Origin of the sequence: Burkholderia puraquae (assembly GCF_002099195.1) — a bacterium.
In the GTDB taxonomy this organism is placed as follows: Bacteria; Pseudomonadota; Gammaproteobacteria; order Burkholderiales; family Burkholderiaceae; genus Burkholderia; species Burkholderia puraquae.
The window spans coordinates 132,425-147,858 of the sequence record NZ_NBYX01000009.1 but is presented as its reverse complement, the minus strand read 5'-3'; the positions used below and the strand labels follow the sequence as shown (position 1 = coordinate 147,858).

Below are 15,434 nucleotides of genomic sequence, written 5' to 3'. Positions count from 1 at the left end.
CCCTCTTCCTCACCAGTTGCGGAACCGGGCCGGCGGCGCATAGAGCCCGCCCGACCAGTGCACGAGATCCTTGATCGAACGCGCGGCGAGCCAGCGCCGATCGGCGTCGAGCGGATCGATGCCGAGATCCTCCGGGCGACGGATCACGCCGCGTTCGCGCAGCCGCTCGACCATCCTGCGGTCGCGGCCCCGGCCGATCTCCGTATAGCCGGCCACGCCGCGGATCGCGTGCTCGCGTTCATCCTTGTCGCGGCACATCAGCAGGTTCGCGATCCCTTCCTCGGTGACGATGTGCGTGACGTCGTCGCCATAGACCATGATCGGCGCGAGGTCGAGCTGCAGCTTGTCGGCGAGCTTCAGCGCGTCGAGCTTCTCGACGAACATCGGCGCGTTCTTGTCGCCGAACGTCTCGCCGATCTGCACGACCAGCTTGCGGCCGCGCCTGAGTGCCGCCGGCGTGTCGGGGTCGGCTTCCGCGCCGGCCTTCAGCCATGGCTCGCTCGGGTGGCGCCGGCCGCGCGCGTCGCTGCCCATGTTCGGCGCGCCGCCGAAGCCGGCAATGCGCTCGGCCGTGACCGTCGACGAATGGCCGGACAGGTCGATCTGCAGCGTCGAGCCGATGAACATGTCGCACGCATAGAGGCCGGCCGTCTGGCAGAACGCGCGGTTCGAGCGCAGCGACCCGTCGGGGCCCGTGAACCAAATGTCGGAGCGTGCGCGGATGTAGTCGTCCATCCCGACCTCCGAGCCGAAGCAGTGGATCTGCTCGACCCAGCCCGACTCGATCGCGGGAATCAGCGTCGGGTGCGGATTGAGCGCCCAGTGCGAGCAGACCTTGCCCTTCAGCCCGAGCTTCTCGCCGTAGGTCGGCAACAGCAGCTCGATCGCGGCCGTGTTGAAGCCGATCCCGTGGTTCAGGCGCTTGATGCCGTACGGCTCGTAGACGCCCTTGATCGCGAGCATCGCGGTGAGGATCTGCGTTTCGGTGATCGCGGCCGGATCGCGCGTGAACAGCGGCTCGACGTAGAACGGCCGGCCGGCCTCGACGACGAAATGCACGCGGTCGCCCGGGATGTCGACGCGCGGCACCTTGTCGACGATGCGATCGACCTGCGCGATCACGATGCCGTCCTTGAACGCGGTGGCCTCGACGACGGTCGGCGTATCTTCGGTGTTCGGGCCGGTGTACAGGTTGCCGTCGCGATCGGCACTGACCGCGGCGATCAGCGCGACCTGCGGCGTGAGGTCGATGAAGTAGCGTGCAAACAGCTCGAGATAGGTATGCACCGCGCCGAGCGCGATCTTGCCGCCGAACAGCAGCTTCGCAATGCGCTGCGACTGCGGGCCCGAATACGCGAAGTCGAGACGCTTCGCGATGCCGCGCTCGAACACGTCGAGATGCTCGGGCAGCACGACGCCCGACTGCACCATGTGCAGGTCGTGGATCTTCGCGCTGTCGACGTCGGCGAGCGCCGTCGCGAGCAGGTCGGCCTGCTTCTGGTTGTCGCCTTCGAGGCAGACGCGGTCGCCTGGCCGCAGCACCGCTTCGAGCAACGCCACGGTGTCGCGCGCGTCGACCCGCTTGCCCTGCGCGAAACGCGCACCGGCCGCGAGGCGTGCATCGCGCGCCTGCCGCGCGTGATTCCATCCCGTCATGAACAGTTCTCCCGCTTCGATGGTTCAGCGGCATTCTAAGCCTGGCGCCGCCGCCGATTGATGATGTTGACGAATGCGACTCAGAGGACGCCGCGATGGATGCGGCGTGCCCGGGCCCGCGCACGCCGGCTGCACGCGCGGGCCGCCCGAATCGCACGCGACGTGCTACGCGCCGACCAGCGCGCGCGTCGTGAAGAACAGCACCGACGGGCCGAGCAGGCAGCCGACGCCGGTATGGAACGTCGCGACGAGCGCACCGTACGGCACGAGCCGGCGGTCGGTCGCGGCGAGGCCTGCGCTCACGCCGCTCACGGTGCCGGCCAGGCCGCCGAAGATCATCGCGGAGCGCGGCGTCTTCAGGCCCATGAAGTTGGCCGCAACCGGCGTGCCGACCATCACGATGATCGCCTTGACCAGCCCCGTCGCGATGCTGAGCGCGATCACGTCGGAGCTCGCGCCGATCGCCGCGCCCGTGACGGGCCCGACGATGTAGGTGACGGCGCCCGCGCCGATCGTCGTCATGCTGACCGCATCGGTGTAACCGAACGCGCGCGCGATGCTCGCGCCGACGATGAACGGCAGCACGGTGCCGAGCAGCAGCGACACGACGCCGACGAGGCCGGCCTTGCGCGCCTCGGTCGGCTGCACTTCGAACGCGGTCGCGACGATCGCGAAATCGCGCAGCATCGCGCCGCCCATCAGGCCGACACCGGCGAACAGCCGCACGTCGGCGAGCCCCTTCTCGCCGCCGGTGAACGCGCCGCCGACATAGGCGAGCACAAGGCCGATCACGATCGCGATCGCGGAGCCGTGTACGCGGCCGAACGTGAGCTTGCGCGACGCGATCGACGACAGCCACATGATCAGGCCGACCAGTGCGAACGACGCGACGAGCCCGTTGTGGGCGACGGTTTTTTCGAGCATCTGCAGCATGGCGGCCTCCTTCACTGTTCTTCGAATTGCGGCACGCCCGCGAAGGCCGTGTCGTCGCGCCCGGTGCGCACGAGTACCGCGATGCAGCATGCGCAGATCGCGACCGCGCCGACGGCGGCCAGCAGCGCGACCGGGCCGCCTTTCAGCGCGGCGACGACGTTCTGGTTCGCGGCCATCGCCACGACGACGGGGATGTACATCGCGCCCCAGAAGCCGACGCCGGCCTCGGTCTCCTTCGGCAGCCAGCCGCGCCGGTGCAGCCACAGGCGCAGGCAGATCAGCAGCAGCATCGCGATGCCGACGCCGCCGACGTTGGTCTTCACGCCGATCGCGCTGCCGAGCAGGTCGCCGAGGAACAGTCCGGCCAGGTGGCAGAACGCCAGCAGCGCGGTTCCGTAGATGATCATGAGTCGTCTCCAGTCTCTTCGTGACGGGCGCCTGACGCGTGCGGGAGCCAGGCCCGCACGCCGGTCCCGGGCGCGGACAGTCTGTCTCCTGCGGCGGGGCGCCGCGACCCGGCGGCTCGTCGTGCGAGCGCATTCTCGGGCGGTCGATGGGATGATGCGGTTTCGGGCCGGACGCCGGATGGCTTAGACTGACCGATGGAGCTGGCGGCGCGACACGGGCTACGCGTCCGATGTGCCCCTTGCATGGGCCGCACCGGCGCGTGATCCGATACTAGCGCCGCAATATCCGGCCATTTATGAAGTTGTCGAAACCGATTCAGTGGATTTAGCAATGCGTCCGTTACCGCCCGAGCTGCTGCGCAGCTTCGTCGCCGTCGCCCAGTCCGGCAGCTTCACTGCTGCGTCCGAGCGCGTGAGCCTGTCGCAGTCGACCGTCAGCCAGCATATCCGCCGCCTCGAGGAGCTGCTCGACCGGCCGCTGTTCGAACGCGACACGCGCAACGTGCACCTGTCGCAGCACGGCGACGCGCTGTTCCGCTACGCGGTGCGCATCCTCGAGCTGATGGACGAAGCCGTCACGTCGGTGTGCGGGCCGCCGCTGTCGGGCAAGGTGCGGCTCGCGATGTCGGAGGATTTCGCGTCGGCGCACCTGACGGCCGCGCTCGCGAGCTTCGTGCAGCGCAATCCGGAAGTCGAGCTCGCGATTTCGACCGGGCTGTCGGGCGACCTGTTCGATGCGCTCGACGAAGGGCGGCACGATCTCGTGTTTGCGAAGCGCATTGCAGGCAGCCGGCGCGGCCGCGTGATCCGCAGCGAGCCGCTGTACTGGTGTACGGGCCCTGATTCGCGGATCACCGGCCACGAGGCCGTGCTGCCGCTCGCGATGCATCCGGAGCCGAGCGTATCGCGCCGCCGCGTGCTCGAATCGCTCGAAGCCGTCGGGCGGCCGTACCGGATCGCGGTCGTGAGCAGCAGCGTCGCGGTGTTGCGCGCCGCTGCAAGCGCGGGGCTCGGCGTCAGCGCGTTCGCCGGCTACGTGATCCCGGCCGGGCTCGCGCGGCTCGACGCGGGGCTGCCCGAACTCGGCGAACTCGAATACGTGATCGACCGGCCGACAGCCGCGTCGCGTTCGACGCTCGCACTCGAAGCGACGCTGATCACGGCGGCATCAGAGTTGTAACCAACCGCACCGGGCGCGACACACGCAGGAGGGATCGCGCCCGCAACTGACAGCTTTGCCCGGAACGCGTCATCGTCCGCGCAGCACCCGCTCGCGACAATGGGACCCATCGGAACGCACGGCCAGCCGCCGCGCGCATCCGGTACCCCTTCCCCTTGATCGGAGCACGCCATGAATATCCTGCGATTCGCCGTCGCGACCGCCGCCGCCGCCCTGCTGTCCCCAGCCTTTGCCCAGACGACCGATACCGCGGCGCCCGAACAGGGGCTGACCCGCGCGGAAGTCATCGCGCAACTCAAGCAGGCCTATCTCGACGGCGAACTGCCGACGAACGACGGCAACTACCCGCCGAGCGCCGCGACCCGTGCGCGCAACCGCGAACTCGTGCAGGCCGCCAGCCCCGCATGGCTGGCCCAGACGCCGCCGGCGCCGCAGGCAACCTCGCAGCAATAGCCGGACGCCGACGCTCCGGCGCGATCAGGGCAGGAAGCTGCGGCGCCGCGCGTCGATCAATTCGACGAGCAGCCGGTCGCGCTCGGCCGCCAGTTCCTGCATCGAACGCGCGCCCTGGATCGCGCGCAATTCGTCGTTCAGCTTGCGATCGACGTCCGGATCGAACGAAGGCGTGCCGAGGTCGTCCCACCAGCTCGTGATCGGCCCCGACAGGTGTTCGAGAAAGTGCGCGATCCCGCCCGCGCCGCCGCCGAGGTGATAGGTCAGGCACTGCCCCATCAGCCCCCAGCGCAGGCCGGGGCCCCATGCGACGGCCTTGTCCGCATCGGCCACGCTCACGACACCTTCGCCGACGAGGTGATACACCTCGCGGAACAGCGCGGCCGCGAGCCGGTTCGCGACGTGGCCGGTCATCTCCTTGTTGAGGACGATCGTCTGCTTGCCGAGCGCATCGTAGAAATCCTTCACGCGCGCGATCACGTCCTGGCTGGTGGCATCGCCGCCAACCAGCTCGACGAGCGGAATCAGGTGCGGCGGATTGAACGGATGCGCGATCAGGCAACGTTCCGGATGCTTGTCGCATGCGGTCTGGATGTCCGACATTTTCAGGCCCGACGAACTCGACGCGATCGGCACGTGCGCGGGCAGCACATCGTCCATCTGCCGGTACAGCGCCCGCTTCAGGTCGAGCCGCTCCGGGCCGTTCTCCTGCACGAAGTCGACGCCGTCGAGCGCGCGCGCGAGATCGGCGTCGAACGACAGCCGCGCGGAAAGTTCGGCGGCCCGGTCGCCGAGAAATGCAGCCAGCGCGTCGCGCAGCCGCGCGTCGGCTTGCGGCGCCGGATCGGTCGCGACGACGTCGAAGCCCTGCGTCAGATAGAAAGCGGCCCAGCTCGCGCCGATCACGCCGGCGCCGACGATCGCGATGCGTCGAATGTCCATGATTGTCCCGTGTCGTTGGTCTGCAAACAGATCGCGGCGATTGTCGCATCGAATCGCACGCGCATGCATTGATGCAGATTGCAGACTCCCCCCTTGAAATGCGCTGCGGCGGCCACTAATTACACGTCGTCGGGCCGTGCACCAACCAACGCACTGCCCCCGTTTCGACCCAGTGGAGCTCCCGCGTCGCGCCCGCCGCAGGCGTCGCGCCGTCACGTCTCCCGCGTTCCCTGTTCAGGAGGACCAACATGAGCGGTATCCATTTCGGCAGCGACCTGTTCGACGAATTCGCCCGCGTGCAGCGGCAGGTGGCGAACCTGCTCGGCGAACGTCCGTCCGGCATTCGCGCGGTGCGGCCCGGCGCCTTTCCCGCGCTCAACGTGGGCGCCACCGACGGCGCCATCGAGATCGTCGCGTTCGCGCCCGGCATGGCCGCGGCCGACTTCGACGTATCGATCGACAAGGATCTGCTGACGATCAGCGGCGAGCGCAAGCCGGCGCCGCGCAGCGAAGGCGACGATCTGCGCACCTATGCACAGGAGCGCTTTCACGGCGCATTCCGCCGTGTCGTCGAACTGCCGCGGGACGCGGATCCCGACCAGGTCAGCGCCCGCTACGAAAACGGCTGCCTGCTGATTCGCGTCGGCCGGCGCGAGGCATCGAAGCCACGCGCGATCACCGTTCAATAATATTGAGGATACCGACATGAATGCGAACCCGACCCTGGCCGAGCGTCAGACGAACACGGTTCACCCCGCTGCCGCCGAAGCCGCCCGCCGGCCCGCGATCACGCCGGCCGTCGACATCGTCGAGAATCATCTCGGCGTCACGCTGCGGGCCGACCTGCCCGGCGTGCCGCGCGAGAACCTCGACGTGAAGGTGCACGACAACACGCTGACGATCGAGGCCGACACGCACCTCGACACGCCGGCCGACCTGCGCGTGCGTCACGCCGAAGTTCGGGCGACGCGCTATGCGCGCAGCTTCGTGCTGAGCGCCGACCTCGACACGTCGAGGATCGACGCGAACCTGCGCGACGGCGTGCTGACGCTGACGATTCCGCGCCGCGAGGAAACGCGTCCGCGCCGCATCGACGTGACGGCGGGCAACGCGTAAGCATTGGTGCGTACCACCACCGCGAACGCATGAAAAAGCCCCGCCGGGTACGCGCCCGGCGGGGCTTTTCTTTACGGCGCACGGCGCAATCAGTCGAAGTCGAACAGGTCGAACACCGATTTCCGGCGACGCTGGCCGTCGTGCTTGTAGCGATCGCCGTGCGAGCGGCCGTCGCGTCTGTCACGATCGTCATGCGAGCGAGCGTCGCGCCCCCACCCGCCCTCTTGGCCGCGCGGCGCGTGCGCATCGTGCCGCACAGGCGGCTCGTCGCGACGCACCGGTGTGTCGCCGGTCTCGCGCGCGATCAGCTTGTCGAGCTCGCCGCGATCGAGCCACACGCCGCGGCAGGTCGGACAGTAGTCGATCTCGATCGACTGGCGCTCGGCCATCAGCAGGTCGGGCGTCTTGCAGACTGGGCATTTCATCGCGCTTCTCCTTTCCGTGCGAATTTCGTCTGGATTCCGTATGAGGCGCGCGAACCTGCCGCCGCGGCGGCCGGCTTCACGCGCGGTAGCTCAGCGACCTTCCGTCGGTGCCGAACGCTTCGCCTTCGCGCGCCGCGCCAGCATGTTCATGCCTTCGACGAAAGCCGAGAACGCCATTGCCGCGTAGATGTAACCCTTCGGCACATGCGAACCGAAACCTTCTGCGATCAGCGTCATGCCGATCACGACCAGGAACGACAGCGCGAGCATCACGATGGTCGGGTTGCGGTCGATGAAACGGGCGAGCGGCTGTGCCGCGAACAGCATCACGGCGACGGCGACGATCACCGCGACGAACATGATCGGCACGTGTTCGGTCATGCCGATCGCCGTCACGATGCTGTCGATCGAGAACACGATGTCGAGCATCACGATCTGGCCGATCGCGGCCCACATCGTCAGGCCGACCGCGCCGCCGGCACCGCCCGCGCCTTCACCGTCGTGCGACACGTGGTGATGGATCTCGGTCGTCGCCTTCCAGACGAGGAACAGGCCACCCGACAGCAGGATCAGGTCGCGCCACGAGAACGCATGGTCAAACAGCGTGAACACCGGTTCGGTCAGGCTCGCGATCCACGCGACGCTGCCGAGCAGCGCAAGGCGCATCACCAGCGCGAGCGCGATGCCGAGGCGCTGCGTGCGAGCGCGCTGCGCTTCGGGCAGCTTGTTGCTGAGGATCGAGATGAAGATCAGGTTGTCGATGCCGAGCACGACTTCCATCACGACGAGCGTCAGGAGCGCAGCCCAGACGGCAGGGTCAACGGCAAGCGTCAGCAGGTAGTCCATGAAATGGGCCGATACGAAAGTGGAAAACCCGATGATATGCCGCCCTGCACTTCGGAAAAATCAGAGAGAATCTGATTTTTGGTTCGGTTTTTCCGAAATTACGATCCGATGCTCAATTTCCGCCATCTGTACTATTTCTGGGTCGTCGTGAAGGAAGGCGGCTTCGCGCGGGCGGCCGGGCGGCTCGACATGGCCGTGCAGACGATCAGCGCGCAGGTGCGCGAGCTGGAGAAAGCGCTCGGGCACCAGTTGCTGCGCCCGGCCGGACGCGGCGTCACGATGACCGATGCCGGTCAGGCCGCGTTTGCGCGCGCGGAGGTGATCTTCGAGATGGGGCGGCTGATTCCCGACGACGTGCGCGCGGCGGCCAGCCAGCCGACCGTGCGGCTCGCGGTCGGCCTCGCCGATGGCATCTCCAAGCTCGCCGCGCACGCGATCCTCGCGCCTGTGCTGGATACACCCACGCTGCGGCTGCTGTGCCACGAGGGCGAGCACGATGCGCTGCTCGCGGAGCTCGCGCTGCATCATCTCGATCTGGTGCTGGCCGGCCAGGGCGCGCCGTCCGGTTCGAACCTGCGCGTGACGAGCGAGCGGCTCGTCGCGTCGCCGGTCGACTGGTATGGCCCCGCGGCGCTCGTCACGCCGGCCGCGCGGCAGCACTTTCCGCAGTGCCTGGCCGACCTGCCCGTGCTGCTGCCGACCGCGCATTCGGCGCTGCGCGCGCGCCTCGACCTGTGGCTGGAAGGCGAACGGATCGTGCCGCGCGTGGCCGGGGAATTCGAGGACAGTGCGCTGATGGCCGTGTTCGCGGCGCGCGGCCTCGGCGTGTTTCCGCTGAGCGAACTCGGCGCGAACGACGCGTCGCTGCTGCGCGGGTTGCGCCGGCTCGGGCGCGCGGGCGACGTGACCGAGGAGATCCACGCGATCCGCTCGCGGCGCGGCGAACACCATCCGCTGACGTCGCAATTGCTGGCCGCGGCACGCGGCGCGCCGGCCGACTGAAGTGAGCACGACATCAAACGAAACTATAATGGCGCCCCGGCCTTACGAGATTGCCGCGCGCTTCATCCAGGCGCCGCCGTTGCGCGACCTCTCGCCAAGCCTTCTGAAAGACGCCATGCACAACCGATTTCGCCTGTTTTCCGTTTCGTGCGCGCTCGCGGCCGCGACCGTGCTGGCGGCGTGCTCGTCGCCGCCCAAGCCGATCTACCAGCAGGAACAGTTCGACGCGACCAGCAGCCCGTATGCGCATACGTTCCACTCGAAATCCGACGCGGCCTGCGAGGCCGCGCGGCGCGCGCTGCTGAGCCAGGGCTATGTGGTGTCGTCGTCGCGCAACGATGCGGTCGACGGCAGCAAGAATTTCCAGCCGAACAACGACATGCACGTCGTGATCGAGTTTCACGTCGTATGCGCGGACGCGAACGCGGACGGCACGTCGAGCATCGCGTACGTGAATGCGGTGCAGGATCGCTACACGCTGAAGAAGTCGAATACGTCGGCCAGCGTCGGCCTCAGCGTGTTCGGCTCGCTGTCGCTGCCGATCGGGTCGAGCGACGACGCGCTCGTCAAGACCGCCAGCGAGACGATTCCCGCCGGCGTGTTCTATGAACGCTTCTTCAATCTCGTCGAACATTTCCTGAAGATCGACCCGGCCCGCCGCGACCGTGCAACCGTCAAGGCCGCCGAGAAAGAACCCGTCGCGCCGCTGCCCGAACCCGCGCCGACGCCGCAGGGCGAGCCGATGAAGATGACGACGCCGGTCGTGCCGACGCCGCCCGCGGCGCCGGTGCCGCTGTCGCTGCCGGTCGTCGCGCCCGAGTCGGGTGCGAGCGCGGTGCCGGCCGCGGCGTCGGCCGTGGTCGCGCCGGCGATGGCCCGCGCTGCGGCGCCGGTGGCAGCGTCCGGTTCGGGGGCGGTACCGGCTGCGGGTGCGGCGCATGCTCCGGCGGCCTCGTCGATGCCCTCGCCGGCTATCGCGCCTGCACCGGCCTCCGGGTCGGCATCCACGCCGGCTTTGGCTCCCGTGCCGGTTTCCGCACCGGCATCGGCTTCCGGCCCGGCATCGCAACCTGCCGCAGCAGCATCGGCGCCGGCCGCTGCGACGCGCGCACCGGCCGCGGCTGCGCCCACCGCATCGGCCCCCGTATCGGCATCGGCACCTTCGAGCACGTCGCCGGCACCTGCTGCCGCCAACCCCGTCGCATCGTCCGCACCGTCCGGCGCGAGCGCACCGGCCGCAAACTGACCGGCGCCCGTATCGTCGCGCCCGGCCGCACCCGGCGCAGCGCGACGATACGCACCCTCCCCCGTCATTCCCCACAGGAATTTCCGCGCGTCGGGCTGCCTGCCCGTTGTGTCGCCGACTTTGCGTCGACGCATCGCGGCGGGCATGCCCGGCCGATGCCGACAGTCGCCGGGATCGACGGCCGTCCGGCCATCCCCCGACAGGCCGACGCGCGCCGCCCGCCCCGCCTACCGCGATGTCGCGTTCAGTGCCTGCAACTGCTCGACGGTCGCCGTCACGCCGCCGCAGACGATCACGGCGATATCCGTCGCCGACGCGAGCACGGGCACCGGCCGCTCGAGCGCGGCCAGCGCGGCACCGCATGCGGGCTCGACAACAATCCGGTGTTCATCGAGGAATCGCAGCGACGCGGCCACCGCGTCGGCGTCGGACACGACGACCGGATGAATCTCGTGCCGTGTCGCCCATTCGACCGCCGCATCGCACGGCCGCTTCGCGCCGAGCGACGTCGCGATGCTCGTGATCGCCGGCAATTCGACCGGGCGCCCCTGCGCAAGCGAGCGCGCATAGCAATCGGCGCCTTCCGTTTCGGCCGCGACCACCGGCACGTCGTGCCAGCCGTTGCGCGCCAGCCCTTCGAGCACACCACACAGCAGCCCGCCGCCGCCGACCGCGACCACGACCGCGTCGGGCTTCGGGCCGGCCGCTGCCATCTCGTCGATCATCGTCGCGTGGCCTTGCCACAGCACGGGATCGTCGAACGGGTGCACGAACGCGTCGTGCTCGCCGAGTACCGACTGCGCGAACGCATTCGCCTCGGCCCAGCTCGCGCCGTGCACGACCACCTCCGCGCCCTCGACACGAATCAGCTCGCGTGCGCGGGCCGATGCGCTTTCCGGCACGACGACGAGCACCGGCACGCCGAGTTCGCGGCCGCAATACGCGACCGCGATGCCCGCGTTGCCGCCCGACGACGACACGAACCGCCGCGCGCCGGCCGCATGTCGCGCTTCGCAAGCGGCGCCGATGCCGCGCAGCTTGAACGAGCCCGACGGCTGCAGCGCGTCGAGCTTCAGCCGGATGGTCCTGCCGAGCCGGCGGGACGCGATTTGCGAGCGGATATAAGGGGTCGGGATATGAAGCGGCATGGGACGAGACCAATGGGGACGGAGGGAGCGCACGCGGCCCGCAAGGGCGAGCGGCGATGGCGGTCATCGTACGGCACGCTTCCCATGCTTTCCAATACCATCGAATGGCGCCTGCTATGCTTCACAGGTATATCCATAACCATGAACCGGAACGGATACCGCATGCGCAAGATCGAATTGCGTCACCTGCGCTACTTCGTGGCCGTCGCACAAGCCGGCAGCGTGATGGCCGGCGCCCGCGCGGCCGGCATCGTCCAGCCCGCGCTGTCGCGACAGATCCGCGAACTCGAGGACGCGATCGGCACGCCGCTGCTGGTCCGCCGCGCCACCGGCGTCACGCTCACGGCGGCCGGCGCAAGCTTCCTGCAGGACGCAACCGGCCTGCTCGCGACGCTGCAGGACAGCCGTGAGCGCGCATTGCGCAGCGCGGCCGGCCAGCTGGGCGAACTGCGGCTCGGCGCGTTGCCGAACTGCCTGCCGCTGCCCGTCGTCGCGAACGTCCTCAAGGCGTTTCGCGACGCATGCCCGGACGTGAAGCTGTCGATCGCGCCGATGTTGTCGGCCGAACAGGCGAGCGCGCTGGTGCGCGGCCAGCTCGACGGCGGAATCATGGCGTGGCGTCGGGACGAGGCGCCGCACCTGTCGGGCGTTCGGTTGCTGAGCGATCGCTTCGTGCTCGCCATGCCCGCGCCGCCGGGCGGACACTTCACCGCGCCGCGCACGCTGGCCGACGTCGCGAACGAGCCGTTCGTCTGGTTCGACGCGCAGCGCTCCGCCGCGCATCACCGGTTCCTGATGGCGCAGTGCCAGCTGGCCGGCTTCTCGCCGCGCATCGCGCAGGTCGGCAGCGATATCCCGACGCTGATCGGCCTCGTCGCGGCCGGAATGGGCTGTGCGTTCGTGCCCGAAAGCGCCTCGCCAACTTGCCCGCATACGGTCCGGCTCGTCGCGCTCGACGAGCTCGCGAGCCGCTTCGACATCGAGTTCGTGTTCGACGGTGCCGCAATGCCCCCGTCGCCCGCCGTCGCACGGTTTCTCGAGGCCGTGCGCGATGCAGCCGGCGAAGCGAACTGACCGGATGCTGCTCGTCCGACGCGTCAGGCATACGATCGATCGGCGCGATTCGAACCGTCGACCGACGATCGGGCGCCTCCCTCCTTAGCTGTCTTGATGCACTAAACACCGGCATCACGTCTGCTAAAAAATCTTTCAGATTGCCGACCTCCGGCGCCGCACCGACGGTGTTTTTAAATTGACACGAAAAACGGCCGTTTAACGCCGGTTCGAACTGTCACGCGCCGAAATATACTTCGCGCGCATCCAACCCTCGTGCCAAAGAGAGGATGCCTTTCTGCCCCGGTCACGGTCCCCCTGTGACCGGGGCTTTTTTTGCCCGTGTGCCTTGTCTGCAAGGGGTTTTCGGCGATGATGCGGCGCTCGCGCGGGGTGATGGCCGTCAGCTGGCTGGCCCGCCCGATCCGCGCGGTCGGCGCTGCCGGACGATCGGCGGCCCGCTTCCGGATTGCCGGGCGGCGCGACCGTCAGCCCACATCGAGGCACCCATGGATCGCGATCTCCAGGTCGAAAGCCGCGCCTTTCTTATTTCACGAAGCTTTCGCGGGGCCCCCTGGGTCGCCCACGCCAGCAGCAGGCTTCGTACTCACGCTGCATTGTTGAGATGAAATCAAGATAATTTCGTCCGGATGCGGCTTTTTCCGCAAAAGTCATGCAGGCACACTTCACCCTGTCCTCAACGGCTCCATGCCGTGGCCCCTCGACTACAGGAATTCATCGCGTGAACCCCACGACTTCCTCTCCTTCCCGCCCGGGCGGCAGCGCCGCGCTACCGCTGCTGGCACTCGCCGCGGGCGCGTTCGGCATCGGCACGACCGAGTTCTCGCCGATGGGCCTGCTGCCCGTGATCGCCGACGGCGTGCACGTATCGATTCCGCAAGCCGGCATGCTGATCAGCGCCTATGCGATCGGCGTGATGGTCGGCGCGCCGCTGATGACGCTGCTGCTCGCGCGCTGGTCGCGCCGCTCGGCGCTGATCGCGCTGATGTCGATCTTCACGATCGGCAACCTGCTGTCGGCGTTCGCGCCGGGCTACACGACGCTGCTGCTCGCCCGCCTCGTGACGAGCCTCAACCACGGCGCATTCTTCGGGCTCGGCTCGGTGGTCGCGGCCAGCCTCGTGCCGCGCGAAAAGCAGGCCAGCGCAGTCGCGACGATGTTCATGGGGCTCACGATCGCGAACGTCGGCGGCGTGCCGGCCGCGACCTGGCTCGGCCAGATCATCGGCTGGCGCATGTCGTTCGCGGCGACGGCCGGCCTCGGCCTGGTTGCGATCGCCGGGCTGTTCGCCGCACTGCCGAAGGGCGAAGCCGGCAAGATGCCCGACCTGCGCGCCGAACTGTCGGTGCTGACGCGCCCCGTCGTGCTCGGCGCACTCGGGACGACCGTGCTCGGCGCCGGCGCGATGTTCACGCTCTACACGTATGTCGCGCCGACGCTCGAACACGTGACCGGCGCGACGCCCGGCTTCGTGACCGCGATGCTGGTGCTGATCGGCGTCGGCTTCTCGATCGGCAACATCGCAGGCGGGCGCCTGGCCGACCGCTCGCTCGACGGCACGCTGATCGGTTTCCTGCTGCTGCTGATCGCCACGATGGCCGCGTTCCCGGTGCTTGCCAGCACGCATGCCGGTGCCGCCGTCACGCTGCTCGTGTGGGGTATCGCGACGTTCGCGGTCGTGCCGCCGCTGCAGATGCGCGTGATGCGGGCGGCCCACGAAGCGCCGGGCCTCGCGTCGGCCGTCAACATCGGCGCGTTCAACCTCGGCAACGCGCTCGGCGCGGCCGCCGGCGGCGCGGCGATCTCGACGGGCTTCGGTTACGCGGCCGTGCCGCTCGTCGGCGGGCTGATCGCCGCGGCCGGACTCGCGCTCGTCTTCCTGCAGATCGCGCAGCAGCGCCGCGCACCGGCCGCCGCGAATTCGTAAGCGCGACACGTCGCGCGCCGGCGATGCGCGACGGCCCGCTGCCCTTCGCGGCAAACACGCTCACGGCCGCGCAATGCGGCCGTTTTCTTTTCGGGCGTCGATTCAGGTTCACCAACCCTTCAATCCCGAACATTCGGAATATCTGCAAATCCCGCTTCACTCCGAATTCAATTCATTTACCAACCACCGGAATCAATTCAATCCACTTGAATGATTCACCCTCCATCTACTCCACTCCAGAATACGCATTAATTATCCATTCCGTACGGGCCGATTCATCGCGCCGAATCAGCCGCAAATCCATGACGCATCCCGCATGAACCTTGAAGCGATTGCTGCATCGCAAGATAATATTTCGCTCGGCATGCGCAAAAAATCGAAAAGCGAAATATTTCCTGTCTTTATTCAATCAATATTCAGCTCAAATGTAACAAAATGAAACAGCGCAAATTTTAAGATTGAAAGACTTGCCGATTCGTATCAGCATTTGCGATACCGTGGCATGCGAAGCGCGGCATAAATCCAACGAAAATCCGATCGATGAGGGATCTGTGTGAAAGTCGCCATCGCATCCACAACATTGTCGCTCGCGCTATCAATCGGCCTTTCGACACCAGCCGCCGACGCAGCCACTTATTCGAACGGCACGGCGACCGCCACCTTCAACGTCACGCTGACGCTGCAGCCGAACTGCACGATCGCAGCGAACCCGCTCGCCTTCGGCACCAGCGGGGTACTGGCTACCGCGATCAACCAGCAGACGACCATGAGTGTCACCTGTACCAACACGACGCCTTACAACGTCGGTCTCGACGCGGGCACGGTCACCGGGTCGAGCGTCGCGAGCCGGCTGATGGCCGGCACGTCGACCGGCAACACGTCGACGACCGTCGGCTTCCAGCTCTACCAGGATGCCGGACGCACGACGATCTGGGGCAACACGCAAGGCACGGACACCGTGGCCGGCACCGGGACGGGCGCCGCGCAATCCTTGACCGTCTACGGCCAGGTGCCTGCGCAAGCGACGCCGAAGCCGGACACCTATCAGACGACCGTCACCGCAACCGTCTACTTCTGAC

General features: G+C 68.0%; 16 protein-coding genes. 9 read left to right on the top strand and 7 right to left on the bottom strand.

Annotation, left to right across the window (positions count from 1 at the left end; genetic code table 11):
* Positions 1-9: 9 nt before the first annotated feature.
* From mdcA to madL, 3 genes are all read right to left on the bottom strand, one after another.
* On the bottom strand, positions 10-1,656 hold the full coding sequence (gene mdcA, locus B7G54_RS18995; RefSeq protein ID WP_085040478.1) for a malonate decarboxylase subunit alpha: 1,647 nt from the start codon (positions 1,654-1,656) through the stop codon (positions 10-12).
* 165 nt (positions 1,657-1,821) lie between these two features.
* The gene (gene madM / locus B7G54_RS18990) at positions 1,822-2,589 is read right to left on the bottom strand and encodes a malonate transporter subunit MadM (RefSeq protein ID WP_085040477.1); all 768 of its coding nucleotides are present in this window, start codon (positions 2,587-2,589) and stop codon (positions 1,822-1,824) included.
* 11 nt (positions 2,590-2,600) lie between these two features.
* The gene (gene madL, locus B7G54_RS18985; RefSeq protein WP_034186756.1) at positions 2,601-2,996 is read right to left on the bottom strand and encodes a malonate transporter subunit MadL; all 396 of its coding nucleotides are present in this window, start codon (positions 2,994-2,996) and stop codon (positions 2,601-2,603) included.
* 331 nt (positions 2,997-3,327) lie between these two features.
* Here madL and B7G54_RS18980 point away from each other — a divergent pair, with 331 nt between their 5' ends.
* Both B7G54_RS18980 and B7G54_RS18975 read left to right on the top strand, forming a co-directional pair.
* Positions 3,328-4,176 (top strand): LysR substrate-binding domain-containing protein, encoded by an 849-nt coding sequence (locus B7G54_RS18980; RefSeq protein WP_085040476.1) that lies wholly within the window; start codon positions 3,328-3,330, stop codon positions 4,174-4,176.
* A 171-nt stretch (positions 4,177-4,347) separates the two neighbouring features.
* Positions 4,348-4,629 carry a DUF4148 domain-containing protein gene (locus B7G54_RS18975; protein ID WP_085040475.1) on the top strand — a complete coding sequence of 94 codons (282 nt, stop codon included), beginning with the start codon at positions 4,348-4,350 and terminating at the stop codon, positions 4,627-4,629.
* A 24-nt stretch (positions 4,630-4,653) separates the two neighbouring features.
* Here B7G54_RS18975 and B7G54_RS18970 read toward each other — a convergent pair whose 3' ends face one another.
* Entirely contained in the window at positions 4,654-5,571 is a 918-nt protein-coding gene (locus B7G54_RS18970; protein WP_085040474.1) for a 3-hydroxyacyl-CoA dehydrogenase NAD-binding domain-containing protein, read from the bottom strand.
* A 248-nt stretch (positions 5,572-5,819) separates the two neighbouring features.
* On the opposite strand from B7G54_RS18970, the gene B7G54_RS18965 reads away from it, so the two are divergent.
* Both B7G54_RS18965 and B7G54_RS18960 read left to right on the top strand, forming a co-directional pair.
* Positions 5,820-6,260 (top strand): Hsp20/alpha crystallin family protein, encoded by a 441-nt coding sequence (locus B7G54_RS18965; RefSeq protein WP_085040473.1) that lies wholly within the window; start codon positions 5,820-5,822, stop codon positions 6,258-6,260.
* A 16-nt stretch (positions 6,261-6,276) separates the two neighbouring features.
* Positions 6,277-6,687, top strand: coding sequence for an Hsp20/alpha crystallin family protein (locus tag B7G54_RS18960; protein ID WP_085040472.1), 411 nt, complete (start codon positions 6,277-6,279; stop codon positions 6,685-6,687).
* 89 nt (positions 6,688-6,776) lie between these two features.
* Here the strand turns inward: B7G54_RS18960 and B7G54_RS18955 are convergent, their stop codons facing one another.
* Positions 6,777-7,112: a TFIIB-type zinc ribbon-containing protein gene (locus B7G54_RS18955; RefSeq protein WP_085040471.1), complete on the bottom strand. Its 336-nt coding sequence runs from the start codon at positions 7,110-7,112 to the stop codon at positions 6,777-6,779.
* Positions 7,113-7,202: 90 nt separating this feature from the next.
* Complete coding sequence (locus B7G54_RS18950; RefSeq protein WP_085040470.1) at positions 7,203-7,958, bottom strand: TerC family protein; 756 nt, start codon at positions 7,956-7,958, stop codon at positions 7,203-7,205.
* Positions 7,959-8,066: 108 nt separating this feature from the next.
* On the opposite strand from B7G54_RS18950, the gene B7G54_RS18945 reads away from it, so the two are divergent.
* Positions 8,067-8,960, top strand: coding sequence for a LysR family transcriptional regulator (locus tag B7G54_RS18945; protein ID WP_085040469.1), 894 nt, complete (start codon positions 8,067-8,069; stop codon positions 8,958-8,960).
* Positions 8,961-9,075: 115 nt separating this feature from the next.
* Positions 9,076-10,206: a DUF2242 domain-containing protein gene (locus tag B7G54_RS18940; RefSeq protein ID WP_085040586.1), complete on the top strand. Its 1,131-nt coding sequence runs from the start codon at positions 9,076-9,078 to the stop codon at positions 10,204-10,206.
* A 227-nt stretch (positions 10,207-10,433) separates the two neighbouring features.
* Here the strand turns inward: B7G54_RS18940 and B7G54_RS18935 are convergent, their stop codons facing one another.
* Positions 10,434-11,354 (bottom strand): pyridoxal-phosphate dependent enzyme, encoded by a 921-nt coding sequence (locus tag B7G54_RS18935; RefSeq protein WP_085040468.1) that lies wholly within the window; start codon positions 11,352-11,354, stop codon positions 10,434-10,436.
* Positions 11,355-11,516: 162 nt separating this feature from the next.
* Here B7G54_RS18935 and B7G54_RS18930 point away from each other — a divergent pair, with 162 nt between their 5' ends.
* The 3 genes from B7G54_RS18930 (at position 11,517) to B7G54_RS18920 (ending at position 15,433) form a co-directional block, all read left to right on the top strand.
* Positions 11,517-12,428 carry a LysR family transcriptional regulator gene (locus B7G54_RS18930; protein WP_085040585.1) on the top strand — a complete coding sequence of 304 codons (912 nt, stop codon included), beginning with the start codon at positions 11,517-11,519 and terminating at the stop codon, positions 12,426-12,428.
* A gap of 721 nt (positions 12,429-13,149) precedes the next feature.
* On the top strand, positions 13,150-14,355 hold the full coding sequence (locus tag B7G54_RS18925) for an MFS transporter (RefSeq protein ID WP_085040467.1): 1,206 nt from the start codon (positions 13,150-13,152) through the stop codon (positions 14,353-14,355).
* 580 nt (positions 14,356-14,935) lie between these two features.
* A complete protein-coding gene (locus B7G54_RS18920; RefSeq protein WP_085040466.1) occupies positions 14,936-15,433 on the top strand; it encodes a Csu type fimbrial protein in 498 nt (165 codons plus the stop codon).
* The last annotated feature ends 1 nt before the right edge of the window (position 15,434 follow it).

Bases quoted from the DNA above. Each gene is read 5' to 3' on its own strand.
- B7G54_RS18975 (WP_085040475.1), top strand. From the start codon at position 4,348: ATGAATATCCTGCGATTCGCCGTCGCGACCGCCGCCGCCGCCCTGCTG.
- B7G54_RS18945 (WP_085040469.1), top strand. From the start codon at position 8,067: ATGCTCAATTTCCGCCATCTGTACTATTTCTGGGTCGTCGTGAAGGAA.
- B7G54_RS18950 (WP_085040470.1), bottom strand. From the start codon at position 7,958: ATGGACTACCTGCTGACGCTTGCCGTTGACCCTGCCGTCTGGGCTGCG.
- B7G54_RS18960 (WP_085040472.1), top strand. From the start codon at position 6,277: ATGAATGCGAACCCGACCCTGGCCGAGCGTCAGACGAACACGGTTCAC.
- B7G54_RS18980 (WP_085040476.1), top strand. From the start codon at position 3,328: ATGCGTCCGTTACCGCCCGAGCTGCTGCGCAGCTTCGTCGCCGTCGCC.
- mdcA (WP_085040478.1), bottom strand. From the start codon at position 1,656: ATGACGGGATGGAATCACGCGCGGCAGGCGCGCGATGCACGCCTCGCG.
- madM (WP_085040477.1), bottom strand. From the start codon at position 2,589: ATGCTGCAGATGCTCGAAAAAACCGTCGCCCACAACGGGCTCGTCGCG.
- B7G54_RS18970 (WP_085040474.1), bottom strand. From the start codon at position 5,571: ATGGACATTCGACGCATCGCGATCGTCGGCGCCGGCGTGATCGGCGCG.
- B7G54_RS18930 (WP_085040585.1), top strand. From the start codon at position 11,517: ATGCGCAAGATCGAATTGCGTCACCTGCGCTACTTCGTGGCCGTCGCA.
- B7G54_RS18965 (WP_085040473.1), top strand. From the start codon at position 5,820: ATGAGCGGTATCCATTTCGGCAGCGACCTGTTCGACGAATTCGCCCGC.
- B7G54_RS18935 (WP_085040468.1), bottom strand. From the start codon at position 11,354: ATGCCGCTTCATATCCCGACCCCTTATATCCGCTCGCAAATCGCGTCC.
- madL (WP_034186756.1), bottom strand. From the start codon at position 2,996: ATGATCATCTACGGAACCGCGCTGCTGGCGTTCTGCCACCTGGCCGGA.
- B7G54_RS18955 (WP_085040471.1), bottom strand. From the start codon at position 7,112: ATGAAATGCCCAGTCTGCAAGACGCCCGACCTGCTGATGGCCGAGCGC.
- B7G54_RS18940 (WP_085040586.1), top strand. From the start codon at position 9,076: ATGCACAACCGATTTCGCCTGTTTTCCGTTTCGTGCGCGCTCGCGGCC.